This is a genomic window from Nitrosomonadales bacterium, from assembly GCA_016716325.1.
GTDB lineage: Bacteria > Pseudomonadota > Gammaproteobacteria > Burkholderiales > Gallionellaceae > Gallionella.
The window spans coordinates 1,465,373-1,489,204 of sequence record JADJWO010000001.1; the positions used below are offsets into that span (position 1 = coordinate 1,465,373).

The 23,832-nt window shown below is 57.6% G+C and carries 22 protein-coding genes; 6 read left to right on the forward strand and 16 right to left on the reverse strand.

Features of this window, described 5'->3' with window-relative positions; translation table 11 throughout:
* Position 1 precedes the first annotated feature (1 nt).
* Genes IPM27_07040 through IPM27_07055 form a run of 4 tightly spaced genes read right to left on the reverse strand, consistent with a single transcriptional unit; the run spans position 2 to position 2,827 of the window.
* Positions 2-511 carry a pilus assembly protein PilP gene (locus IPM27_07040; GenBank protein MBK9161305.1) on the reverse strand — a complete coding sequence of 170 codons (510 nt, stop codon included), beginning with the start codon at positions 509-511 and terminating at the stop codon, positions 2-4.
* Positions 508-1,137 carry a type 4a pilus biogenesis protein PilO gene (locus IPM27_07045; protein ID MBK9161306.1) on the reverse strand — a complete coding sequence of 210 codons (630 nt, stop codon included), beginning with the start codon at positions 1,135-1,137 and terminating at the stop codon, positions 508-510. Before IPM27_07045 ends, IPM27_07040 begins: the two co-directional genes overlap by 4 nt.
* Positions 1,138-1,142: 5 nt before the next feature.
* Positions 1,143-1,730 (reverse strand): PilN domain-containing protein, encoded by a 588-nt coding sequence (locus IPM27_07050; GenBank protein ID MBK9161307.1) that lies wholly within the window; start codon positions 1,728-1,730, stop codon positions 1,143-1,145.
* On the reverse strand, positions 1,727-2,827 hold the full coding sequence (locus IPM27_07055) for a pilus assembly protein PilM (GenBank protein ID MBK9161308.1): 1,101 nt from the start codon (positions 2,825-2,827) through the stop codon (positions 1,727-1,729). Before IPM27_07055 ends, IPM27_07050 begins: the two co-directional genes overlap by 4 nt.
* A gap of 150 nt (positions 2,828-2,977) precedes the next feature.
* Here IPM27_07055 and IPM27_07060 point away from each other — a divergent pair, with 150 nt between their 5' ends.
* Both IPM27_07060 and IPM27_07065 read left to right on the forward strand, forming a co-directional pair.
* Entirely contained in the window at positions 2,978-5,302 is a 2,325-nt protein-coding gene (locus tag IPM27_07060; GenBank protein ID MBK9161309.1) for a penicillin-binding protein 1A, read from the forward strand.
* A 9-nt stretch (positions 5,303-5,311) separates the two neighbouring features.
* Entirely contained in the window at positions 5,312-5,923 is a 612-nt protein-coding gene (locus tag IPM27_07065) for a hypothetical protein (GenBank protein MBK9161310.1), read from the forward strand.
* Between the two features lie 19 nt (positions 5,924-5,942).
* Here IPM27_07065 and hemB read toward each other — a convergent pair whose 3' ends face one another.
* The 9 genes from hemB to IPM27_07110 all read right to left on the reverse strand — a co-directional run bounded on the left by hemB (position 5,943) and on the right by IPM27_07110 (position 15,955).
* Positions 5,943-6,950, reverse strand: coding sequence for a porphobilinogen synthase (hemB, locus tag IPM27_07070; protein ID MBK9161311.1), 1,008 nt, complete (start codon positions 6,948-6,950; stop codon positions 5,943-5,945).
* Between the two features lie 161 nt (positions 6,951-7,111).
* The gene (locus tag IPM27_07075; GenBank protein ID MBK9161312.1) at positions 7,112-7,708 is read right to left on the reverse strand and encodes a YihA family ribosome biogenesis GTP-binding protein; all 597 of its coding nucleotides are present in this window, start codon (positions 7,706-7,708) and stop codon (positions 7,112-7,114) included.
* Positions 7,708-8,991, reverse strand: coding sequence for a glutamate-1-semialdehyde 2,1-aminomutase (gene hemL, locus IPM27_07080; protein ID MBK9161313.1), 1,284 nt, complete (start codon positions 8,989-8,991; stop codon positions 7,708-7,710). The genes IPM27_07075 and hemL overlap by 1 nt, the downstream gene beginning before the upstream one ends.
* Positions 8,988-9,635, reverse strand: coding sequence for a thiamine phosphate synthase (locus tag IPM27_07085; GenBank protein MBK9161314.1), 648 nt, complete (start codon positions 9,633-9,635; stop codon positions 8,988-8,990). Before IPM27_07085 ends, hemL begins: the two co-directional genes overlap by 4 nt.
* Positions 9,607-10,446 (reverse strand): hydroxymethylpyrimidine/phosphomethylpyrimidine kinase, encoded by an 840-nt coding sequence (locus IPM27_07090; protein ID MBK9161315.1) that lies wholly within the window; start codon positions 10,444-10,446, stop codon positions 9,607-9,609. Before IPM27_07090 ends, IPM27_07085 begins: the two co-directional genes overlap by 29 nt.
* Positions 10,447-10,488: 42 nt before the next feature.
* Complete coding sequence (rsmA, locus tag IPM27_07095) at positions 10,489-11,277, reverse strand: 16S rRNA (adenine(1518)-N(6)/adenine(1519)-N(6))-dimethyltransferase RsmA (GenBank protein MBK9161316.1); 789 nt, start codon at positions 11,275-11,277, stop codon at positions 10,489-10,491.
* Positions 11,278-11,357: 80 nt separating this feature from the next.
* A complete protein-coding gene (gene pdxA / locus IPM27_07100) occupies positions 11,358-12,350 on the reverse strand; it encodes a 4-hydroxythreonine-4-phosphate dehydrogenase PdxA (protein ID MBK9161317.1) in 993 nt (330 codons plus the stop codon).
* Between the two features lie 3 nt (positions 12,351-12,353).
* Entirely contained in the window at positions 12,354-13,682 is a 1,329-nt protein-coding gene (locus IPM27_07105; protein MBK9161318.1) for a peptidylprolyl isomerase, read from the reverse strand.
* Positions 13,683-13,738: 56 nt separating this feature from the next.
* Positions 13,739-15,955 carry an LPS-assembly protein LptD gene (locus tag IPM27_07110; protein ID MBK9161319.1) on the reverse strand — a complete coding sequence of 739 codons (2,217 nt, stop codon included), beginning with the start codon at positions 15,953-15,955 and terminating at the stop codon, positions 13,739-13,741.
* 63 nt (positions 15,956-16,018) lie between these two features.
* Between IPM27_07110 and IPM27_07115 the strand changes: the two genes are divergently transcribed.
* From IPM27_07115 to IPM27_07130, 4 genes are all read left to right on the forward strand, one after another.
* Positions 16,019-17,017 carry a phosphotransferase gene (locus IPM27_07115; protein MBK9161320.1) on the forward strand — a complete coding sequence of 333 codons (999 nt, stop codon included), beginning with the start codon at positions 16,019-16,021 and terminating at the stop codon, positions 17,015-17,017.
* A 69-nt stretch (positions 17,018-17,086) separates the two neighbouring features.
* Positions 17,087-17,785 (forward strand): nucleotidyltransferase family protein, encoded by a 699-nt coding sequence (locus IPM27_07120; GenBank protein MBK9161321.1) that lies wholly within the window; start codon positions 17,087-17,089, stop codon positions 17,783-17,785.
* Positions 17,778-19,082, forward strand: a complete 1,305-nt coding sequence (gene pepP / locus IPM27_07125; protein ID MBK9161322.1) for a Xaa-Pro aminopeptidase — start codon at positions 17,778-17,780, stop codon at positions 19,080-19,082. Before IPM27_07120 ends, pepP begins: the two co-directional genes overlap by 8 nt.
* The gene (locus tag IPM27_07130) at positions 19,079-20,242 is read left to right on the forward strand and encodes a UbiH/UbiF/VisC/COQ6 family ubiquinone biosynthesis hydroxylase (GenBank protein ID MBK9161323.1); all 1,164 of its coding nucleotides are present in this window, start codon (positions 19,079-19,081) and stop codon (positions 20,240-20,242) included. Before pepP ends, IPM27_07130 begins: the two co-directional genes overlap by 4 nt.
* Here IPM27_07130 and xth read toward each other — a convergent pair whose 3' ends face one another.
* The 3 genes from xth to IPM27_07145 are packed head-to-tail and all read right to left on the reverse strand — an operon-like array spanning position 20,243 to position 23,726.
* On the reverse strand, positions 20,243-21,004 hold the full coding sequence (gene xth / locus IPM27_07135) for an exodeoxyribonuclease III (GenBank protein ID MBK9161324.1): 762 nt from the start codon (positions 21,002-21,004) through the stop codon (positions 20,243-20,245).
* Positions 21,001-21,546, reverse strand: coding sequence for a glutaredoxin family protein (locus IPM27_07140; protein ID MBK9161325.1), 546 nt, complete (start codon positions 21,544-21,546; stop codon positions 21,001-21,003). Before IPM27_07140 ends, xth begins: the two co-directional genes overlap by 4 nt.
* A gap of 17 nt (positions 21,547-21,563) precedes the next feature.
* The gene (locus IPM27_07145) at positions 21,564-23,726 is read right to left on the reverse strand and encodes a M3 family metallopeptidase (protein MBK9161326.1); all 2,163 of its coding nucleotides are present in this window, start codon (positions 23,724-23,726) and stop codon (positions 21,564-21,566) included.
* Positions 23,727-23,832: the final 106 nt, after the last annotated feature.

A 23,832-nucleotide genomic window follows, 5' to 3' on the forward strand; every position in this document is an offset into this window, starting at 1 on the left:
ATCATTCAAGTAATTGCAGGCTGCTCATGCGTTCAGACCAGTCACCGGCGCTATCTTGCACCACTTCTTTAACCATCATCCCGGTATCCGAAATCTCTTCTATCAAACCGAAGTTCAATCCGATATAGTTGCCTGCCTTGACCCTGTGCAACTTCCCGTCAGGAGCCCGGATGATCCCATATCCGACCTTATCCTGATAAAGGTAACCGACCATTTTGAGGCCTTCGAGCGGGAATTCCTCCAGCGCCTCCTTTGGACGATCCAGGTCCGGCTGATTAAGTCCGGCATTCCCCCCGGAACGCAAATCCGGTTTGCGGGGCTTGAACGGATCGGAAAGGTTCTCGTCGTTGCTATAGGCAAAAGGCTCGTAAGGCCTTACTTCGGGCGGAGGGGGAATCTTGCCGCGCATATCCGCTCCCGCATTCTTGACGAAATCGCGCAGATCCTGGAACTCTTCGCCGCCACACCCGGCCAACAATAAAGATAACAGCGCAAGACAAATCAATCTCATTTCTTCGCCCCCCCGGATTTCTTGGCCGGCCTCTTCTGGGCCGCCATCTCGTTCTCATCCAAATAGCGGAAGGTCTTTGCAATAGCATCCATGGACAATCCATTCGCTACAGGATTGATGGAAATGTTATTGAGCGTGACTATTCGCGGCAACATCGCAATATCACTGGAAAACTTGCCTATATCATCATAATTCCCGGTCACCTTGATCGTGATCGGCTGCTCGGCAAATGCGCCATTCACTGTCTCACCACCCGGGCGAAATAATTCAAATTGCAAGCCGCGACCCAAACCTGCCTGGTTGATATCCGTCAGCAAGGCATCCATTTCCGACTTGCTGGGCAACTGCTTGAGCAATGCGCCAAAGGACTCCTGTGTTTCGGTCAACTGCTTCTTGATCAAATCCAGGTTGATTGCTTCTTTTTTCTTGCTCAAATAGGTCTCTTTTAGACTGCCCTCTTCTTTTTTGATGGTTTGCAGCTTTTCCCACTGTTCCTGCCAATCAAGCAAAGCGCCTGCAACAACCACCCCAAGGAACAACAAACCAAAGGCGATAAGTTTTGCCAACCAAGGCCATGATCCCGGATTCTTGGGATTTAAATTCTTCAGATCATCAAGGTTCATCATGACGCTCAGCCCTTTTTGCCGGTTGGTTGAGCAGAGCCATCTGTTTCTGCACTCTGCTTGGTCAAGTTGAATCTAAGCGTAAACTCGCTTACCCGCATGCCGTTTGCGCTGGTAGCATGTATCTCCACCAGCGAAGGGGAATCCAGCCATGGTGAAGTATCAATGGCCCGCATCAACGTGGATATGCGCGCATTTGACTGCGCATAGCCGACCAGGTTGATCTGGTTGCCTGTCTGCTTGAGCGTTTTCAGATAAACCCCATCCGGCAATATGCGCAACATCTGGTCAAGCAAATGCACCACATCGGAACGCGTGCTTTGCAGCGCCTCCACAACATTCTTGCGAGCCAGCAAGGATTGCGTCTGTTCGCGCAATTTCTTGATTTCCTCTATCTGCTTGTCCAGAACCGCCGTTTCTGTCTTCAGGTACTCGTTGCGCCTTTCCTGATAGGATATCTGGGTGCCAATCGCCACGTGCACAAAACCGACCAACACCGCGCCAAGCACCACCGAAACCACGCTTAGCGCAGCAAACTGGACTTGACGGGCGCGGCGTTTTTCTGCGCGGTGAGGCAATAAGTTAATGCGTATCATGATGGGTCGAACCTCCGCATTGCCAAGCCGCAAGCGATGATTAACGATGGCGCGTCAGCCTGTAACTGTCTGGGTTTGATGCGGCTCGAAAGTGTCATCAGGGCGAATGGATTTGCAACCATGGTGCTTACTTGGGTGCGCGTCGCCACCGCATCGTCCAGACCGGGCAATACCGCACAGCCGCCTGCCAATATGATGTAATCGACCTCATTGTACTGGGTCGAGGTGAAAAAGAATTGCAGGGCCCGCGCAATTTCCATCACCACGTTCTCACGGAAGGGTGACAACACATCACTCTCATAGTTATCCGGAAGTCCACCATTACGTTTGGCCGACTCGGCTTCCTCGGCAGACAAGCCGAACATCGCCTGAATCTGCTGGGTCAACTGATCTCCGCCAACCTGCTGATCTCTTGCATACACCGATTGTCCATTACGCAATACATTGATGCTCATTACATTTGCGCCAATATCAACCAGTGCCACGCATTTGTCTTGCGCACCGTCCGGCAGTTGCGCGCTGATCTGCTCAAAGGCCATCTCGGCTGCATACGGCTCGACATCCACGACAACTGCCCGCAAACCGGCAGCTTGTGCGGCCGCAACCCGATCTTCAACATTGGCTTTGCGCGAAGCTGCCAGCAACACCTCAATTTCCTCTGCACTCCCGGGCGCAGGGCCGATGACCTGAAAATCGAGATTGACCTCTTCAAGCGCAAAGGGAATGTACTGGTTCGCCTCAGACTCGACCTGATACTCCAAGTCTTCTTCACGCAAACCTGTAGGCAACAGAATCTTCTTGGTAATCACGGCGGCAGCAGGCAGTGCCAAGCCGACATTTTTGATACGGCTTCCCAAACGCTTCCACGCACGTTGCAAGCTTTCTGAAACTGCATCTAGATTGTTGATGTTTCCGTCGCTGACGGAATCTTTAGGCAAAGGCTCGATGGCATATCGCTCAACTATGTACCCGCCTTTTTTTGGCGCCTCGCTCAATTCGACCATTTTGACAGACGACGAACTGATATCCACGCCAATCAACGGCGGTGAAGTAGTCTGTAAAAAGTCCAACGGAATATCGAAATTTACTTTAAGCATAGGCCGTTTACAGCTTCTTTATATAAAGTGGTTTAAATCCTAGCAATAACTATAAATCGTGTAAAGCTATTTTTTGGGGGGTGTTTTCTCAACGCAGCCGATATAATTTGGCGCGCTACATCTTTCTCATTTTGTTCAGGACAACTGCCTATGCCTTCCCGCCGTTGGCTCTCACCGTTTCTTGTCGTGCTGGCCTTATTCATACTCCCCGCCATATTGCTTGCGCTGGCTGTCATGCTGGCTTATCCGGCGCTGCCTTCACTGGAAACACTTACCGATTATCGGCCCAAGGTTCCACTTCGCATTTATAGCGCCGAAGGCATATTGCTCGGCGAATTCGGTGAGGAGCGGCGTGCGCTCGTCAAAATCTCCGAGGTGCCCGATGTGATGAAAAATGCCATCCTCGCCGCCGAGGATGATCGATTCTATGAGCATGGCGGCGTAGATTACAAGGGCGTGATACGCGCAGCGATCTCGAATTTCACATCTGGCGGCGCAAAACAGGGGGCCAGCACAATTACCATGCAAGTCGCACGCAACTTTTTTCTTTCCAAAGAAAAAACCATGACCCGCAAATTCAACGAAATGTTGCTCGCTTTCAAAATCGAACACAATTTGAGCAAAGATGAAATTCTTCAGTTGTACTTCAACCAGATTTACCTCGGCCAGCGTGCGTACGGCTTTGCTGCTGCGGCGCAGGTCTACTTTGGCAAACCTCTCGCAAAAATCACGCTTGCCGAAGCTGCCATGCTTGCCGGACTGCCCAAAGCGCCCTCTTCATATAATCCCGTGGTCAACCCGAAGCGCGCCAAACTGAGACAGCTTTACGTTCTGCGACGCATGCATGAGCTCCGTTTTATTGACGACGACCAATTACAGGCCGCACAGCAGCAGTCCGTGGTAACCAAGCGTGCCTATCGCCAACCCGGCTTTCAGACATCCGATATCAAAGCAGATTACGTTTCGGAAATGGTCCGTCAGATTGTTTACGAAAAATACCAAGATGATGCATATACGCAGGGCCTGAAGGTCTACACCACGATTCTGCAACAAGACCAGATTGCCGCCTATCATGCAGTTCGCAAAGGGGTGCTGGAATATGACCGGCGCCATGGTTACCGCGGGCCGGAGGGCTTCATCGCCTTGCCCAAGGGCGGCAGTGATGAGCAATTGGAAGAGGCGCTGCAGGATATCGCCGACAGTGACGATTTGATTCCTGCTGTTGTTCTGGCAGCCTCGCCCAAGCTGATTCGCGCATATTGCAAGGGCGGGGAAATAGCTGAAGTCAAGGGTGCCGCGTTACGCTTCGTTCAACGCGCCTTGGGCAACAAGGTTGCCCTGAACCAGCGCATCAATGTCGGTTCCATCATACGGTTGCAAAAAGACGATAAAAACATATGGCAGGTCAGCCAATTGCCCCAGGTCGAAGCAGCCTTTGTTTCCGGCGATCCAAGAAATGGCGCGATCCGATCTCTAATCGGCGGCTTCGACTTCAATAGCAACCAGTTCAACCATATCACGCAAGCATGGCGGCAGCCCGGTTCCAGCCTCAAGCCTTTCGTCTATTCCGCAGCAATCGAGAAAGGCTTTACCCCCGCAACCGTGATCAATGATGCCCCCTTGTTTTTTGATGCCGAGCAAACTGGCAGCGAGCCTTGGCAGCCAAAAAACTACGACGGCGAATTCGCTGGCCCGATGCGCATGCGCCAGGCACTGACCAAATCCAAGAACCTGGTTTCCATACGGATATTGCAATCGATCACGCCGCAATATGCTCAGGACTACATCACCAAGTTCGGATTCGATGCCGACAAACACCCGCCTTACCTGACCATGGCGTTGGGTGCCGGATCGGTAACGCCGTTGCAGATGCTCACCGGCTATTCCGTTTTCGCCAATGGAGGCTTTCGTGTCAACCCATACTTCATTGATCGTATCGAGGACGCTCGTGGCAATGTGCTCAGCAGAACCACTCCCGTTGTCGCAGGCGAAGATGCGGCTCAGGTAATTGATGTACGCAATGCCTTTTCCATGGTCAGCATGATGCAGGATGTAGTCAAGCATGGCACCGCCATTCGCGCCATGCAGCTTGGGCGTCAGGATCTTGCCGGGAAGACAGGCACCACCAGCGACTCGGTAGACGCATGGTTCTGCGGCTTCCAGCCCACCATCGTGGGCATCTCGTGGATGGGATTTGACCAACCGCACAGTCTGGGTGACAGGGAAACCGGCGGTGGCGCGGCGTTGCCGATATGGGTCGACTACATGGAAAAGGTTCTCAAGGATGTGCCGCAAGCCGTCTATAGCATGCCCGATGCCATGGTCGCAGCGCGTATCAATGAGGCCGGATATCGTGATGAAACTGGTGAATTAGTCGAATATTTTTACGAAGAAAGCCTTCCGGGTGAACAGGCTATGCCCTCGACCGCCGAGGAAGCCAAACCGTCGGATATTATCAAGGACCAATTGCTCTGACCCTGGAAGATGAACGACAAGGAACATCCCCCAAAGCACAATCACATGCGCGATCGACTTGCTCATCGGGCTGCCCAACTGATGGCCGAGGGAGGCATTACGGATTTTGCTTTTGCCAAACGCAAGGCTGCGCGGCAACTTGGGGCTGAAGACACGCAACACCTGCCGAGCAATCTGGAGGTGGAAGATGCATTGCACAGCTATCGCGCGCTTTACCAGCACGACAGCCACCCCGGCATTTTGCATCAGTTACGCAAAGAAGCTCTTGCCGCCATGCGCCCGTTAGCCCAATTCAACCCGTATCTCACGGGTTCGGTGCTGAGCGGAACAGCAGGCATACATTCAGACATCAATCTGATGCTGTTTTCCGATGATACCAAGGCCGTATTGCTGTTTCTGCTCAAGCACGACATCGGATTCGAAGGTGGCGAATGGAGAGCGCGGATATGCGGACGCGAAGAGACCGTGCCAAGCTACACGCTGACCGGCGAATCAGGCCTCCAGATACACATCGTCGTACTGCCCGAAAACGCCCGCCACAGCGGTAGCCGACACCCGGAGACCCACGCGGATATCGCGGCAATAGAAAAATTATTGGATGACGAACCGGAAGACGGATAGCTCACCAGTGACAACGGCGCTAGCCATGGGCTTTCAGCCACTTCGCCGCATCCAGCGCAAAGTACGTCAATATACCATCCGCCCCGGCCCGTTTGAACGCCAGCAACGCTTCCAGCACGCACGCTTCTTCATTCAGCCAGCCATTCTGTGCTGCAGCCTTCAGCATCGCGTATTCGCCGCTCACCTGATAGACAAAGGTCGGTGCCTTGAACTCGTCCTTCACGCGACGCACGATGTCGAGGTAGGGCATACCCGGCTTGACCATTACCATGTCCGCGCCTTCCTGCAGATCGAGTCCGACCTCCCATAGCGCTTCGTCTGAATTGGCGGGATCCATCTGGTAGGTGTACTTGTTGCCGGAACCAAGATTGGCACTGGAACCCACCGCATCGCGGAACGGGCCATAGAAACTGGAAGCGTATTTGGCCGAATAGGCCATGATGCGGGTGTGGATTTGGTTTTTCTCATCCAGCGCGCTACGCACCGCACCGATACGCCCATCCATCATATCTGACGGCGCAACGATGTCCGCCCCAGCTGCGGCATGAGCTTGCGCCTGTTTGCACAACACCTCGACCGTTTCTTCATTCAGCACATATCCTCCGTCATCGATCAGGCCGTCCTGTCCGTGACTGGTGTAGGGGTCAAGCGCGATGTCCGTCATCACGCCCAACTCCGGGAAACTCTTCTTCAGTTCGGCCACCACGCGCGGCACCAATCCTTCAGGATTGAAGGCCTCTTCGGCTTCCAGGCTTTTCAACGACGCATCGATGACCGGGAAGATCGCCATCACCGGTACACCCAGTTTCATGCATTGCTCAGCATCTTTCAGCAAAAGGTCAAGCGTCTTGCGCTGCACACCCGGCATGGATCTCACCTCCTCGATCCTGCTTTTGCCCTCCAGCACAAAAACCGGGTAAATAAGGTCTGACGGTGTGAGCACATGCTCACACATCAAGTCCCGCGAGAACTTATCGCGGCGCATCCGGCGCATTCTGGTTTGTGGGTATTGGCCGAGTGTTTGCATGATTTATCCTAAAATTAAAGTGATTTCCATGGAACCATTTTAGAAATTGCTTATCTGACGCTGTGAATGATGATGAATCATTCCACGTTTCTCCTCCCTGAGCGTGAATCTTAACCCTGTTAAGATGTTTGCCCCCGGTTCATCCGGGGGCATTTTTTTGCCTATTGGTTTTTCATCCAACCGGCAATCACTCCCTCAGCTTCTTCCATACCCAGCTTTTTCAAGCTGGAGAACAGTTGTACGGAACATTGTGGAAAATACTCTACAAGATGGGATTTTACGCGATTCAGGGTCAACATGGCCTGCTGGCGACTCAGCTTGTCAGATTTGGTAAGCAGGATATGGACGGGTTTCCCGGTCGGCGCAAACCAGTCCAGCATACCCTGATCCCGCTCGGTCAGAGGATGCCGCGCATCCATGATCACCACCAAGCCGGCCAGTTCCTGGCGTGTCTGCAAATACTGTCCCAGCAATTGCTCCCAGTGCGCCTGAACATCGGGCGGCACCTTGGCGTAGCCATAACCGGGCAAATCCACCAGAAAACAATCGTTGCCCAACTCGAAAAAATTGATGTGCTGGGTACGCCCCGGCGTTTTGCTGGTGAATGCCAGCCTTGTGTGGTTGGCCAGCGTGTTGATGGCACTCGACTTGCCCGCATTGGAACGTCCGACGAACGCAACTTCCCTGCCGCCATGATGCGGCAAGTCTTTCAAGTGATTGACGGTGGTGTAGAACTTCGCTTGGGAGAAGAGGCCCATTATTTCCAGGCCGCGAAGACTCTGTCAGCGGCGGCGACGGTCGCCGCGATGTCCGCATCGCTGTGCGCGGCAGACACGAAGCCGGCCTCGAACGCAGACGGCGCAAGGTACACACCCTCTGCCAACATCGCGTGGAAGAAGCGGTTGAACGCTGCCTTGTCGCTGGCCATCACCTCGGCATAGCTGGTCGGCGCCTGCTCGCTGAAATACAGACCGAACATGCTGCCGATGGACTGCGCGCTGAACGGGATGCCGTGCTTCTTCGCACTCGCGGCGATACCTTCGGTCATGTCTTTGGCGCTCTTCGTCAGGCGCTCGTAGAAGCCCGGAGCCTGCACCAATTTCAGCGTGGTCAACCCGGCAGCCACCGCGACCGGGTTGCCGGACAGTGTGCCGGCTTGGTACACCGCGCCCAGCGGCGCGAGGCATTGCATGATGTCGCGGCGACCGCCGAACGCGGCGGCGGGCAAGCCACCGCCCATCACCTTGCCCAGCGTGATCAGGTCCGGCTTGATACCGAAGTGGCCGTGCGCACCTTGCAGGCCTACGCGGAAACCGGACATCACCTCGTCCAGGATCAGCACCGCGCCATACTTGGTGCACAGATTGCGCATCGCATCGAGGAATTCGCGCTTGGGCAGGATGAGGTTCATGTTGCCCGCAACCGGCTCGACGATCACTGCCGCAATCTCGTTACCGAATTCGGCGAATGCCTTCTCCAGACCCGCCGCGTCGTTGTAATCCAGCACCGTGGTCAGCGCGGCGATTTCGGCAGGCACGCCGGAAGAACTGGGCTGGCCGAAGGTCAGTGCGCCGGAACCAGCCTTGACCAGCAGACCGTCGGAATGGCCGTGGTAGCATCCTTCGAATTTGATGATGCGCGAACGGCCGGTGAAGCCGCGCGCCAGACGGATCGCCGTCATCGTCGCCTCGGTGCCGGAACTGACCAGACGCACCATCTCCAGTGACGGCAGAATCCTGCACAACTCCTCGGCGATCTCCAGCTCGGCAGCGGTCGGCGCACCGAAACCCAACCCTTCGGCAGCGGCAGCCTGCACAGCTTTTACTACCTCGGGGTGACAGTGCCCAACAATCATCGGCCCCCAGGAATTCACGTAATCGATATAACGCTTGTCATCCGCATCCCATACGTAGGCGCCATGTCCGCGCTTAAAAAAGAGCGGTGTGCCGCCGACCGACTTGAATGCACGCACCGGCGAATTCACGCCGCCGGGGATGATCTTCTGGGATTCGTCGAATAGTTCCTGATTATGCGAAGTCATGTCCTTAATTTCCTGCTGAAAAGTTTTGAGAATTCCTGTGCGACGGCCTCAATATCCGGTGCATTCCACAACGCCGAGATTACCGCCAGCGCATCAGCGCCGGCTTCGACCAGTACCCTGCCGTTTTCCGTCGTAATGCCGCCGATGGCAACGATGGGCAAAATCAATTCGGGGCGTGTCGTTTGCAGCAACTGCACTTCCGCCTTCACCGCACCCGGTTTGATGCCGGATGGGAAGAACGCGCCGAATGCCACGTAATCCGCGCCCTGTCGCTCTGCCTCAAGCGCCAGTGGCGCGCGATTATAACAAGACACGCCAATGATCTTATTGTCACCCAGCAATGATCGCGCCGCCGCCACACTCCCATCCTTGCTGCCCAGATGCACGCCAGCCGCATCCACTTGCAAGGCCAGCGACACATCATCGTTGATGATGAATGTTGCCGAGAACTCGTTTGTCAGTTTGCGTAGCGCAGCTGCCTGCTCCAGGCGCAATATATCGTCGGCGCATTTGTTGCGATACTGCAACACGCGCGCTCCGCCCAATAAAGCCAGCCGTACTTTGCGCAACAACTCCGCCGTATCCGCTTCATCCGGCGTGACGGCATACAGACCGCTAATTCGGGCGTTCGGATTGCTGTTCATCCTCTTCGCCACGCGCCCAGAACAGGCGATCCGGTATAAATTGCCCCATGCCGGGACGAAAGCCTGCGCTCAAGGTCTGCCAGGTGTACTCCTGCGCCTCCCTGACGGCTTCCGCCACATCCACATCCTGCGCCAGCAAGGCTGCAATCGCCGAAGCCATGGTGCAACCCGATCCATGGTAGATCCCCGGCAGACGTGCCCAGCTGTCGCTACGCAATACGCCGCGTTCGCCATACAGGGTGTTGATAACTTTCGGCGTCTGCTCGTGCGTGCCGGTGATCAGCACATACTCGCAACCCATCGCCAAAATTCGCTTGGCGCATTCTTCGAGGGTAGGGTCGTCGTCTTCGTCATCGTCGTTCAATGCAATACGCCGCGCCTCCATGCTGTTCGGCGTGATGATGGTCGTTTGTGGAATCAGCAATTCGCGCATCGCATCAAGCATGTCCTCGTTTGCCAATTCGTCACCGCGACCAGAAGAAAGCACCGGATCGAGCACGAGTGGAATATCCGGATAGTCCGCCAACACCTCGGCGATGGCCGCGATATTTTCCACGCTACCGAGCAACCCGATCTTGAACGCCGCCACCGGCACGTCTTCAAGCATGGCACGCGCTTGGTCTACCACCCAGTCTGGATCGATCGGCAATACATCGTCCACCCCGCTGGTATCCTGCACGGTAATGGCCGTGACCACCGACAACGCATGACAGCCCATGCTGGAAATGGTCAGCATATCGGCCTGCAAACCTGCGCCGCCGCTAGGATCGGTTGCAGCAAAACTCATTACCAACGGAAAGGTATCGGACATGGGCAAGGTGATGGGATGAGCAATTGTATGGGGGTGGTCATTCTAACCTATCCGCTTACCCAGATAATTGGCGATCTGCGCAAATTCCGCGACCGCAAGGTTTTCGGCACGCAATTGCGCATCCAGACACAATGCCGCGAAATCACTTTCGTCCAGATAAGCACGCAGGGTATTGCGCAGGGTCTTGCGCCGCTGGCCGAAGGCCATCCTGACGATCTCCGCAAAAAGTTTTTCGTCGCTTACAACGATTTCGTCCGCAGGCAACGGGATCATGCGCACCACGGCGGAATCGACCTTGGGGGCGGGGCGAAACGATTGCGGCGGTACGTCCATCAGTTTTTCCATTTGGAAACGATATTGCAGCATCACCGACAGCCGTCCGTATTCCGGGGTGGAGGGCCCGGCGACCATGCGCTGCACCACCTCGTTCTGCAACATGAAATGCATGTCGGTGACGCGCTCCGCATAACCGGCGAAATGGAACAGCAGCGGGGAAGAAATGTTGTAGGGCAAGTTGCCGACGATGCGTAACGGGGCTGGCAATGTCGCGAAATCGAAATCGAGCGCATCGCCGGCATGCACCGTCAATCTGGTTTCCGGATCGGCTTGAGGGTAATCGCGCTCCAGCCGCGCAATGATATCGCGATCGATCTCCACAACATGCAGATGCTTCAGGCGTTCCAGCAACGGCCTGGTCAACGCGCCCAGACCGGGACCAATCTCGACCATATTGTCATCGGGTTCCGGGCGGATAGCGAGCACAATGCCGGCGATGATGTTCTGGTCGATGAGAAAGTTCTGTCCGAAGTTCTTTTTTGCCTTGTGATTCATTTCAAACCATCAGTCCACGAAGCTCACGAAAAGCACGAAACAAATCGACACGATTGTTCGTGCATTTCATGGACAACGGTTTATTTTGATTCATGCCGTACCATCTCTTCAGCCACTCTAATCGCTTCCAGCAAGCTGCCGCTATCGGCCTTGCCGGTCCCGGCCAGATCGAGCGCCGTACCGTGATCCACCGAAGTGCGGATGAATGGCAAGCCCAGGGTTACATTCACGCCCCGCCCGAAGCTGGCATGCTTCAATACCGGCAACCCCTGGTCGTGATACATCGCCAGCACGCAATCGCACTGCGCCAGCTTCTCCGGGATAAATAAAGTATCGGCAGGCAATGGCGTGCTCACATCCAGCCCCCCGGCGCGCAACTTGTCCAGCACCGGGATCATCACGTCGATTTCCTCGCGACCCAGATAGCCGCCCTCACCTGCATGCGGATTCAGCCCCGCCACCAGGATTCGCGGGTGGCCAATGCCGAAACGATGCATCAGATCGCCGTGAACGATGCGCAACACATCCTCCAGCCGCTGCGCCGTAATTGCGGCCGGCACTTCACTCAGCGGAAGATGGGTCGTTGCCAGCGCCACGCGCATTCCGCCCCCGACCAGCATCATTACCACCAGCGGCGTATGGCTCAAGTCGGCAAGGAACTCGGTGTGACCGGTGAACGATATCCCGGCATCGTTGATGACACCCTTGTGTACCGGAGCTGTCACGATCCCCGAGAACTCACCCGTGACACACCCCTGCACAGCGCGGCGCAGCATTGCCAGTACATACCCGCTATTCGCCGCATCCAACACACCAGCCTGACATGGAGCAGCAAGTGGAACATGAATCACAGGGAGAACATTGGGCTGGCATGACCGTTCCTGGCCGGCCACAAAGTCACATACCTGTATGTCGATACCCTGCCGGGCAGCGCGTTGCCGCAACAACGCCTTGTCGGCAATGACAACGAACGGGATTTCAGGCGGAATAGCCGAAAGTCTGGCGCAAAGATCCGGGCCGATACCCGCAGGCTCCCCCGATGTAATGACGAGCGGTGCTGACTGAGTGTCCAACGGTCAATTGTTCTCTTCGAGATGGTATTCGACGAACGCTCGATCGCGCAATTGACGCAACCAGTCCTGATACAGTTCGTCAGACTTGAACGCACCGATGGCCATGCGTGCCTGCTGGCGTCGCTGTTGCTCGCTGACATCGGCATTGCGCCGCTCCAGCACCTGGATCAGATGCCAGCCGAACTGCGACTGCGCGACGCCGATCGCACCCGGTTGCAGCCTGTTCATCGCATCCTCGAATTCCGGCACCGTCTGGCCGGGCGAGAACCACCCCAGATCACCGCCCTGTTGCGCGCTGCCGTCCTGTGAGAAGCGCTTGGCCTGTTCGGCAAAATCCGCACCATTCTCTATGCGTTGTTTGATCTCCATCAGCCTTTCTCCGGCTTCCTTTTCCGAAACGATCTCGCTGGTCTTGATCAGAATATGCCGCGCATGTGTCTGGACGATCACGACCGGCGCCGTACCCCCGCTACGCCTCTCGATCAATTTGATGATGTGGAAACCGATCGGGCTACGCAGCACCCGGGTCGTCTGGCCGGGTTGCATATTCTGCAACTCGTCCATAAATTGCGGCGGCAGACGATCGCCGGGCCGCCAACCAAGATCTCCACCATTGAGAGCATCCTTGGCATCTGAAAAACCGGCAGCCACTTGCGCAAAGTCAGCACCATCCTTTAATTGACTCAAGGCCTGCTCGGCCTTGTCACGCGCCGACCGGATCTTTTCCGAACTCGCCTGTTCCGGCACCACCACCAGAATGTGCGCCAGATGGAACTCTTCCGTTTCGCCGCCCAGTTTGGCCTTGTTGGCGAGATAGTTGTCCACTTCTGTGTCACTGACAATCAGCTTGCTTTCAACCTCACGCTCGCGCAAACGCGTCGAAATGATCTCACTGCGGATCTCCTCGCGGAATCTCTTGAAATCCACGCCTTCCGCCTCGAGTTTGCTGCGGAATTCCGCCAGCGACGGGAAATTGTTCTGCTGTGCGATGCGCGTGATCGCCATATCCAGTTGCGCATCATCCACACGCACACCGCTCTCCCGTGCGAATTGCGCCTGTAGCATATCGCCGACCATGCGCTCGAGAATCTGCTTTTCGAGCACCTTGGGTTCAGGTAACGGCGTGCCCTGTTTTTGCAACTGCCTCACGGCCACCCACACTCGCTCATTCAGTTCACGGCGGGTAATAACGTCATCGTTCACCACCGCGACCACCGAATCGATCACTGCAACCTGCTTTTGCGGATCTATCTGCGGGACAGCGGGTGTCGGCATGACGGCCTGCGTTACTTCGACTGGCAAGCCATCCTCGGCAAAAGCCGGTTGTAGCATGAGCAAGGCACAGCACATCATCGGAAGGTTTATTCGCATTCTTCTCTTTCTCTAAATCAGCGCAACGCCCGCGAAGGACTCCGGGCAGGTTTTTCGTTCAGCTTGGCATAGCCCGGCACGCTCTGCTTAAGCAAATTCAAGGGATCGGAGCCCACTTTGACCAACTCGTTGAGTTCAAGCTGCACGAACAGACCGGTATTGGCCTGTTGCGTGGCCGTGGCAAACCGTTGCGCGACAAAGCGTAGCGTCCAGCAGGTTTGATTATACTCAAGCCCGGCTATCGCATCCAAAATGCGCGCGTCCTGCAACGAATAATTCCAGCGGCCAACCGCATGCCAGCGGCTGGACAACGGCCATTGCGTGGACACGTCGATCTGGCGCAAGGTGTTGCGCTGGAAACGGTAACCCATGTTAAGCGCCTTGCCCGCCTCGGGGCGGTAGCGTGCCGCGATGTTGTAGCGTTGCGTATGCGACTGGTTCGGATCGAACTGGAATTCACTATCCAGCGACCACGCACGAGTAACCTGCCCGGAAATCCCCATCAATATGTCCGAGCGATTGGTGCTCACGGCAGGCGCAACCAGATTCACGCGCGGCGAACTGAAACTGAAACGTTCACCCAGCATTACCTTGAGGCGCTCGTTCCCATTCTCCAGGTCCAGCAATCGCGAAGTCATGGCCAGCGTAATGTGGTTGGCGTCACCGACACGGTCGCTCCCGAAGAAACGGTTTTCGGTGAACATCTGGGTAAAACTGAACGCGGCCTGCGCCGAATCGAAATTGGGCAGGCGCGATTGATCGGTGTACGGCACATACACGTAAAAAGCGCGTGGTTCGAGCGTATGCAGATAGTTGCTTCCGAACAGGTTCCAGTCACGTTCAAAAGCGACGCCGCTATCCACGCTCAGGATCGGCAGGGTGCGCGAGGTGTCTGGCAGGGCTGCCTTATTGCCCGTCCCCATCGCATAGTGGGTGCTATGCACGCCAATCTTCGGCGTGAGATAGAACGCCGGATCGCTCAACAACGGGTAACTGACGCTGGGGTTCAATACCAGCCGTTTGGCATTCAGCGCAGTGGGATGGCTGAAATCGACAAACTCACCGGCAAGGGTCAGATTGGCGCCGCCATAATTCTGCTGCGCCGCCACCGTCAATTGCGGCAATCTCGCATAAGGCACACCGATCGGCGCAGCGGGATCCTGCAAGGTCTGATAGCGTTGCACGCGCATTGCCGCATTCCACCATCCTGCGTTGTAGGACAACACCCCCTCGCGCATCAGGTTGACCTGCGAAGTCGTGTTCACCGAATCGGCCAGATCCCGGAAATACGCATCGTCCGAAACGCGATTAAGATTGACATAACCGTTCAGATTGCTTGCCAGCGCCTGGTTGTGTTTCAGCGCAATGCGGCTACGGCTGCGGTTTGTCAGTGCATCGCTGGGCAATAAGTCCACGTGCAGCTCACCGCCATAACCAGGCTCCAGATAACGGAATTCGTTGTTGAGCAGCACGCCGCGCCTGGCCATTACGCGCGGCGCGATGGTCGCGTCACGATTGGGCGCGATATTCCAGTAATACGGCAACATCAATTCACCGCCACCCTTGTTCGTGCTGCCGAATACCGGCGACAGGAAACCGGACTTGCGCTGGTCATTGAGCGGAAAGTCCATCCACGGTGAATAAAGGATGGGTACCCCCATGAATTCGACGCGCGCATGGTGGGCCGTGCCGACATGTGTTTCGCGATCGATCTCCAGCCAGTTCGTCTTCAGCAGCCAGTCCTGATCGTCGACCGGGCAAGTGGTGTAGGTCGCATTATCCAGCGTGTAGTGCTGCTTGTCATGGAAGTGCATCACTTCCGCGGAACCGCGCCCATCGTTCTCGACCAGATGGTAAACCGGTTTTTCCATGGTGCCGATGCCGGTGTCCAGATTGAGTTTCAGGTACGGCCCGCTCATGGTATTGCCGTCCTGCTCCAGCACCACTGCGCCTTGCGCATCCAGATCCTGCGTATTTTGAAAATACAGCAGGCGATCCGCACGGATGGACTGCCCGCGTTTGCGCAAAACCACATTGCCCGTCGCCTCGATCTGGTCTTCCTTCTTGCCTGTCAGCTCATCCGCATCCAGGAACGCTGGCGTTTCCTGCACCGCATCGGCCATCGCCATGAAAGTCCTGTCCATGCGCAATGCGAACGCACCCGCCTCTGCGGCTGCGTCATGCGCAAAAATGCAGAGCAAAGAAAATGCGATTGGTTTGGGACAAAACCGCATGGGAATCGTAAGGTGATAAACTTCCCCGCAGTTTACCATCAAGCCTTCCCGAGAATCTTCATTATGCAACGCGAGCAACAACTTATCGCCTGGCTGCAAGGCCTGTTTCCCGGCACCTCCTTTACTCTCGCCCCCGCCTCGGCAGATGCAAGCTTCCGGCGCTATTTCCGCGTCACGTTCGCCGACGGCACCACGCGCGTGGCGATGGACGCGCCGCCGCAGCACGAGGATTGCCAGCCGTTCCTGCACATCGGCAAACTGTTCGAGGATGCCGGCGCCCATGTGCCGCATGTCTATGCCAAAGACTTGGGGCAAGGCTTCCTGTTGCTGGCCGACTTGGGCAACACCACCTACCTGCAAGCATTGGATGCCGACAATGCCAAGCGGCTCTATGGTGCAGCGACCGATGCCCTGATCAGGATCCAGCTCACCTCGAAGAAGGGCGAACTGCCGCCCTATGACGAAGTCTTGCTGCGACGCGAACTGGATCTGTTCCCCGAGTGGTATATCAGCAAACATCTGGGCGTGACCCTGAACGAAAAACAGCGCAACGACCTCGAGCGCAGCTTCCGGCACATCCTGGCCAACAATCTGGCTCAGCCCTGCGTCTATGTGCACCGCGATTACCATTCACGCAACCTGATGTTCGTCGAGGATAGCCCCCCCGGCATCCTCGACTTCCAGGATGCGGTGTACGGTCCCATCACCTACGATCTGGCGTCGCTGTTCAAGGATGCCTATGTCAAATGGGACGAAGCGGATGTGATGGACTGGCTGATCCGCTACTGGGAGAAGGCGCGCAAAGCCGGCCTGCCGGTACGCGCCGACTTCGGCGAGTTCTATCGCGACTACGAGATGATGGGGGTGCAGCGCCACATCAAGGTACTCGGCATCTTCGCCCGCCTGTATCACCGCGACGGCAAGGACGGTTATCTGAAGGACATGCCGCTGGTCATGGAATACCTGCGCAGTGCCTGTGAGCGTTATATCGGCCTCAAGCCCTTGCATAACCTGCTGATCGAACTTTCCCTGCACACACAACAGACCGGAGCATCCGCTTGATTCTGCGCATCTCCCCCACCCCAACCCTCCCCCGATGGGAGAGGGGGCAATCGTGAAAGGCGTTGTTAGATGCGCGCCATGATCCTGGCCGCTGGCCGTGGCGAACGCATGCGTCCGCTGACGGACCATACACCCAAGCCTCTGTTGCAGGCAGGCGGCAAACCACTCATCGTCTGGCATATCGAACGACTGGTCGCGGCCGGCATCACCGACCTCGTCATCAACCACGCCCACCTCGGCACGCAGATCGAACTGGCGCTCGGCGACGGCAACCGCTACGGCGCGAGCATCCGCTATTCCAGCGAAGGCACGGCACTGGAAACTGCGGGCGGCATCGCCTTCGCTTTGCCGCTACTGGGTGATGTGCCCTTTGCTGTCATCAACAGCGATATCTGGTGCGACTACGATTTTGCGCGGTTACCCGCGCTTGCAGCACAGATGTGCGACGGCCTGGATAATGCCCATCTGGTCCTGGTCGACAACCCGGACCACCATCCCGACGGCGATTTCGGACTGAACGGCGAGCGGGTAACGGAGACCGGACCTAAATGGACCTTCAGCGGCATCGGCCTGTACCGCCCCACGTTGTTCGCGTCCATTCCTCGCGGCGACAAGGCGCCGCTCGCCCCCCTGTTACGTGAGCAGATCGCGCTCGGCACAGTCAGCGGCGAACATCATCGCGGAACCTGGATGGACATCGGCACGCCGCAACGGCTGGATGAACTCGACAAGCGGCTGCGCGCGCCGCAGAATGCAACCCATGCCTGACACCGCACTTTACGCCGGACGCCGCAAGCTTCTTCTGGACAAGATGCGGCGCGGTATCGCGATCATTCCCACCGCTCCGGAAGTGGCGCGCAACGGCGACACACATTATTCGTATCGCCATGACAGCAATTTCTATTACCTGAGCGGATTCACCGAACCGGAAGCGGTACTCGTTCTGGTCGCGGGGGACCAGGAGCGGAGCATCCTGTTCTGTCGCGAAAGGAACCCGGAACGCGAGATATGGGACGGCTTCCGTTATGGACCGGACGCCGCCGGGGAACAATTCGGTTTCGATGCCGCTTACCCGATCTCGCAACTGGACGAGAAGCTGGTCGAACTGATGGGTGACCAGCCCGCGCTGTTTTATCCGCTGGGTCATGATCCCGCATGGGACAACCGCATCCTCGCATGGCGCAGGGCGGTACGTGAAAAAGCCCGCAACGGCGTTCGCGCACCGGATGAGGTTCATGATGTGCGCGCCTTGCTCAACGAGATGCGCCTGCTCAAGGATGCTCACGAGCTGTCCGTCATGCGTCGCGCGGCGGCCATTTCCGCACAGGCCCACCAGCGCGCGATGCGCTTCACCCGGCCGGATCTTTTTGAATATGAAGTGGAGGCGGAACTGTTGCACGAGTTCTGCCGCAATGGCGCACGCCACCCCGCCTATTCGTCCATCGTTGCGAGCGGCGCCAATGCCTGTGTGCTGCATTATGTCGACAACAGCGCTCAGCTCAGGGATGGCGACCTGTTGCTGGTCGATGCCGGCTGCGAAGTGGATGGCTATGCGGCGGACATCACGCGCTGCTATCCGGTGAACGGCCGTTTTGCCGCCGCCCAGAAAGATGTCTATGAGCTGGTACTGGCCGCACAAGACGCCGCGATCGCAGCCGTGCGTCCCGGCAACACCTGGAATGCACCGCATGACGCGGCCGTCCGCGTGCTGGCGCAGGGTTTCATCGACCTCAAGCTGTGCCACGGCAACGTGGATGACGTGCTGGAAAGCGAAAGCTACAAGAGGTTCTACATGCACCGCACCGGGCACTGGCTGGGCATGGACGTACACGATGTCGGCGACTACAAGATCGACGGGGATTGGCGTACCCTGCAACCAGGCATGACGCTGACCGTCGAGCCCGGTTGTTATATCCGGCCTGCCGACGATGTTCCGCTTGCGTTGTGGAACATCGGCATCCGCATCGAGGACGATGTGCTCGTTACCGGAAGGGATAATGAAATACTGACTGCCGCCGCCCCCAAATCGGTCGCGGCCATCGAACAACTGATGAGGCCATCGTGAACACACAGGAATATGACATCGTCATCATCGGCGGCGGGCCGGTCGGCACCGCGCTGGCACTGGCCCTGCGCGGCAGCAGGTTGAACCTCCTCGTGCTGGAAGCGCGGCCGGAAAATGCGCCGAGCAGTGATGCGCGTGCGTTGGCTCTGTCCTATGGCAGCCGTTTGTTGCTGGACCGGCTGGGCGTTTGGGATGCATTGCAGGATGTTTCGCCGATCCGCACCATACACATTTCGCAAAAACATAGTTTCGGGCGCGCCATGATCCGCGCCGAGGAAATGGGAACACCGGAACTCGGCTATGTGCTGCCTTATCCGGTTCTGCAGGACACGTTGACCGAAGCGCTGAGAGACAGCGGCATCAAGACCCTTTACAGCACCAGCGTCACCCGTTTGGAAGGCCGGGCCGATCACGCCAGCATCGGCTATCAGCAGGACAACGGGGAACGCATCCTGCAGGCACGCCTCGCCGTCGTCGCCGATGGCGGGAAACTGCTGGCCCAACAATTTCCACCCGAATTCCACGACTACGGGCAGACCGCGCTGATCACCCACGTCACTTGCGAGACCCCGCAAAACAATACGGCCTTTGAAAGATTTACCCCGCAGGGTCCGCTGGCCCTGCTTCCCTACAAGGATGGCTACGAGCTGGTGTGGACCGCGCCGCACGAACGGGCGCAGGAGATGCTGGCATGGGACGATGCGCGATTCCTGCAGGAACTGCACCGCCATTTCGGTGATCGGGTCGGAGAATTCCTGACCACAGGCAGGCGCACCTGTTTCCCGCTCGGCCTGAAGCGCGCCCCGCAACAGGCGCCGATGCCGCATACCGTGTTGCTCGGCAATGCCGCGCAGACCCTGCATCCGGTAGCCGGGCAAGGCTTCAACATGGGTGTGCGCGACGCATGGGAACTGGCTCAGGAAATCCTCGATGCCACGCCGGAAACCATGGGCTCCGAGCCGATGCTCGCCGCCTACCGCAACAGTCGCCGAACCGACCGCGAAGCGGGCATCAGGTTTACCGACGGGCTGGTGCGCCTGTTCTCCAACGACCTGCCGCTGGTCGGCACGGGCCGGGCCGCCGCGCTGACCGCGCTGGATTGCCTGCCGTTCGCGAAAAAATTCGTCGCGAAACGGATGATGTTCGGGGCGAACGGATAACTACAACTCCACCACCACCGGCGCATGGTCAGACGGTCGTTCCAGTTTGCGCGGCGCCCTGTCGATCACACAGCTTTTGCATTGCGCAACCAGCGCTTCACCGATCAGGATGTGGTCGATGCGCAATCCGAGATTGCGCCGGAACGCCATCATCCGGTAATCCCACCATGAATAGGATTGCTCCGGCTGCTCGAACAGGCGGAAGCTGTCGCGCAGCCCCAGCGCAAGCAATCTTCCGAACCGGTCGCGCTCCGCTTCGCTGACCAGCACGTTTCCCTGCCATGCCACCGGGTCGTACACGTCGCAGTCTTCCGGCGCGATGTTGTAATCGCCGAGCAGGACGAGCTTCGGGTGCCTCGCCAACTCTTCCCGCAACCAGCCGTGCAACGCGTCCAGCCATTTGAGCTTGTAATGGTATTTGTCGGAATCAACTTCGCTGCCGTTGGGAATGTAGACGTCCACGACGCGGATATCGCCGAGGGTCGCGGCAAGGACGCGCTTCTGTTCGTCCTCGAAACCGGGGATGCCGGCCTGCACATCGCTGACCGGTTCGCGGCTGAGGATCGCCACGCCGTTATAGGTCTTCTGCCCGCTGAATACGCTGTGATAGCCCGCGTCCTGCAATGCAGCCTGCGGGAAATCACCGTCCTGCTGCTTGGTCTCCTGCAGGCATAGCGCATCGACCGGATTGGCGGACAGCCAGTCCAGCACATGCGGCAGGCGCACCTTCAGGGAGTTGACGTTCCAGGTAGCCAGTTTCATTGTGCGGCGGGATTTTCAGGGGTAACCTGGCTCGCCGCATCGCCGGACGCGGCCGGTCCAGATTTGGAAACACGATAAGGCGCGGTCTTCGGATAGCCCGCTATGTCGAGTTCGTTATGCCATGCGCTTTCGAGAAAACCTTTCAGGTATGACTTGCCCACCGCAAGCGTCGGGACGCTGTCGCTGCCGGATAACGCTTTGAGGGCGTCGGCATCTTCCTGGGTGACCAGCATCTTTTCGCTGAACGGGATGCCGCGCTTGCTCAACAGGTCGCGCGCCTGCCTGCAATACTCTGCGCAGTTTTCCGCGACATACAGGACAACGGGGAAATGTTGCATCGCGCGGCGTGTCTCATAGGGGATATCCTCGCTTGGCACAACCTCGGCGGAAAGCTTCTTGCGCTCGATCTCCGCCGCGTCGAGTGGCGGTACATCCCCGTAATGCACCTTGCCCTTGTCGTCCACCCATCGGTATAGCTCCCCCGCTTGCGCGCCCGATGACCACACCAGCAAGCAGCCCAGCAACAGAATGATATGTTTCATCTCGCCTCCCGATACTTTCAGAGTAGCCCATTATGCCGCAACAGCGCGTCCATGCCCGGCTCTCGCCCGCGGAACGCGGTGAACGACTGCATCGCGTCGCGGCTGCCGCCAACCGCCAGGATCTCGCTGCGGAACCGCGCGCCGACATCCGGATTCAGCACCCCCTGTTCCTCGAACAGGCTGTATGCGTCCGCCGATAATACCTCCGCCCACTTGTAACTGTAATAGCCCGCCGCGTAACCGCCCGAGAAGATATGCGCGAAACTGTGCGGAAAGCGGTTGAACTCGGGCGGGATCAATACCGCAACTTCTGCGCGCACCTCGTCCAGCAACTGCAGGATGCGCCGGTTCCCTCCCGCCTCGAAATTACTGTGCATCAGCATATCGAACAGCGCGAATTCGATCTGGCGCAGGGTTTGCAGTCCGCTCTGGAAATTCTTCGCGGCCAGCATCTTGTCGAACAGCGCGCGCGGCAGCGTTTCTCCCGCTTGGGCATCGCCAACCGGCAAAGAGGGAGTCTCCAGGCTCTGCGGTAGCGATGCCGCGACCGACTCGCGGACGCTCCCATCCCGCCTCGCGGACCCCTGCTCGCTGCTCGCAGTCGCCACATGGCGCGTCATACCCTGCAGCACCTCCCATTCCCAGCAGAAGTTTTCCATGAACTGGCTGGGCAGTTCCACGGCATCCCATTCCACGCCGTTGATGCCGGATACGCCCAGTTCTTCCACTTCGGTCAGCAGGTGATGCAGGCCATGTCCGAATTCGTGGAACAGCGTGATGACTTCGTCGTGGGTGAACAATGCCGGGTGTCTGCCGCCAACCGGCGCGGAAAAGTTGCAGTTCAGGTATGCCACGGGGGTCTGTATGCCCGTTTCCAGGCGGCGGCGCGTGATCGCGTCATCCATCCAGGCGCCGCCGCGCTTGCTATTGCGCGCATACAGGTCGAAGTAGAACTGCCCGACCAGCCCGCCCTGCGCGTCGCGGATATCGAAGAAGCGTACGTCCTCATGCCATACCGGTGCCGAAGACTGCTCGATCCGCAGCCCGTAGAGCGTCTCGACCAGGCGGAACATGCCGGGCAACACCGCGTCTTCCGGGAAATATCGTTTCACTTCCTGCTCGGAGAATGCGTAGCGCCGCTCGCGCAGCTTTTCGCTGGCATAGGCGATGTCCCATGCATGCAGTTCGCCCATCTCGAGTTCATCGCGTGCGAATTCGCGCAATTCGGACAGGTCTTTTTCGGCGAACGGGCGCGCGCGTTGCGCCAGTTCGCGCATGAATCCCACCACCTGCTGCGGCGTGTCCGCCATCTTGCTCGCTAGTGAAAGTTCGCCGTAATTGGCAAAACCCAGCAACTTCGCCTCCTCGGCACGCAACGCGACGATCTCGTCCATCAGTCCGGTATTGTCCCATTCCGGCTTGCCGAACTCGGAGGCGCGCGTGGCATAGGCGCGGTACATCTTCTCGCGCAGTCCGCGGTCGTCGGCGAACTGCATCACCGGCAGGTAGGATGGTGCTTTCAGCGTGAACAGCCAGCCGGACTTGCCGGCCGACTGCGCCGCTTCGTGCGCGGCCTGCAACACGTCATCCGGCAGACCGGAAAGCGTATCGCGATTCTCGATCAACAGCGTAAAGTCATTGGTCGCATCCAGCAGGTTGTCCGAAAAACGTGACGACAGCCCCGACAGGCGCTCCTGGATTTCCAGATACCGGACCTTCTGCTCTTCCGGCAATTCTGCTCCCCCCAGACGAAAATCGCGCAACTCGTTCTCGATGATCTTTTTGCGCGCAGCGCTCAACCCCTCGAACTCCTGGTTGTTGCGCAACGCCTTGAACTTCCCGAACAGCGCCAGGTTCTGCCCCAGTTCGGCGTAGTACTGGGTGATCTTCGGTAGCGTGGCGTTATAGGCCTCGCGCAGTTCCGGGCTGTTCATCACCGCGTTCAGGTGACCGACCGGCCCCCATGCGCGCGACAATCGTTCGTTGGCATCTTCCATCGGTCGTACGAACCCGTCCCATGTCGGCGGCGCATCGCCCTCCAGCAGGCGCACTACGAGCGCGCGGTTCTCGGCAATCAGTTGGTCGATTGCCGGTGCAACGTGTTCGGGCCGGATCTCCGCAAAGCGCGGCAGACCGGTAAAATCCAACAGGGGATTTGCTGATTGAGGATGTGCTGTCATTTTTTACTCACATATTGTTGGCTGGATTTCGGTACAGGCTATGTCGGAGCCAAAGTCGAGCAATGGATTCCTGTCATTCCGGAAAATCGAAGCGCCCCCGAACGAG

Excerpts from the sequence above, each read along its gene's own strand:
- IPM27_07040 (MBK9161305.1), bottom strand. The coding sequence starts at position 511 with ATGAGATTGATTTGTCTTGCGCTGTTATCTTTATTGTTGGCCGGGTGT.
- IPM27_07045 (MBK9161306.1), bottom strand. The coding sequence starts at position 1,137 with ATGATGAACCTTGATGATCTGAAGAATTTAAATCCCAAGAATCCGGGA.
- IPM27_07050 (MBK9161307.1), bottom strand. The coding sequence starts at position 1,730 with ATGATACGCATTAACTTATTGCCTCACCGCGCAGAAAAACGCCGCGCC.
- IPM27_07055 (MBK9161308.1), bottom strand. The coding sequence starts at position 2,827 with ATGCTTAAAGTAAATTTCGATATTCCGTTGGACTTTTTACAGACTACT.
- IPM27_07060 (MBK9161309.1), top strand. The coding sequence starts at position 2,978 with ATGCCTTCCCGCCGTTGGCTCTCACCGTTTCTTGTCGTGCTGGCCTTA.
- IPM27_07065 (MBK9161310.1), top strand. The coding sequence starts at position 5,312 with ATGAACGACAAGGAACATCCCCCAAAGCACAATCACATGCGCGATCGA.
- hemB (MBK9161311.1), bottom strand. The coding sequence starts at position 6,950 with ATGCAAACACTCGGCCAATACCCACAAACCAGAATGCGCCGGATGCGC.
- IPM27_07075 (MBK9161312.1), bottom strand. The coding sequence starts at position 7,708 with ATGGGCCTCTTCTCCCAAGCGAAGTTCTACACCACCGTCAATCACTTG.
- hemL (MBK9161313.1), bottom strand. The coding sequence starts at position 8,991 with ATGACTTCGCATAATCAGGAACTATTCGACGAATCCCAGAAGATCATC.
- IPM27_07085 (MBK9161314.1), bottom strand. The coding sequence starts at position 9,635 with ATGAACAGCAATCCGAACGCCCGAATTAGCGGTCTGTATGCCGTCACG.
- IPM27_07090 (MBK9161315.1), bottom strand. The coding sequence starts at position 10,446 with ATGTCCGATACCTTTCCGTTGGTAATGAGTTTTGCTGCAACCGATCCT.
- rsmA (MBK9161316.1), bottom strand. The coding sequence starts at position 11,277 with ATGAATCACAAGGCAAAAAAGAACTTCGGACAGAACTTTCTCATCGAC.
- IPM27_07105 (MBK9161318.1), bottom strand. The coding sequence starts at position 13,682 with ATGCTACAACCGGCTTTTGCCGAGGATGGCTTGCCAGTCGAAGTAACG.
- IPM27_07110 (MBK9161319.1), bottom strand. The coding sequence starts at position 15,955 with ATGCGGTTTTGTCCCAAACCAATCGCATTTTCTTTGCTCTGCATTTTT.
- IPM27_07115 (MBK9161320.1), top strand. The coding sequence starts at position 16,019 with ATGCAACGCGAGCAACAACTTATCGCCTGGCTGCAAGGCCTGTTTCCC.
- IPM27_07120 (MBK9161321.1), top strand. The coding sequence starts at position 17,087 with ATGCGCGCCATGATCCTGGCCGCTGGCCGTGGCGAACGCATGCGTCCG.
- pepP (MBK9161322.1), top strand. The coding sequence starts at position 17,778 with ATGCCTGACACCGCACTTTACGCCGGACGCCGCAAGCTTCTTCTGGAC.
- xth (MBK9161324.1), bottom strand. The coding sequence starts at position 21,004 with ATGAAACTGGCTACCTGGAACGTCAACTCCCTGAAGGTGCGCCTGCCG.
- IPM27_07140 (MBK9161325.1), bottom strand. The coding sequence starts at position 21,546 with ATGAAACATATCATTCTGTTGCTGGGCTGCTTGCTGGTGTGGTCATCG.
- IPM27_07145 (MBK9161326.1), bottom strand. The coding sequence starts at position 23,726 with ATGACAGCACATCCTCAATCAGCAAATCCCCTGTTGGATTTTACCGGT.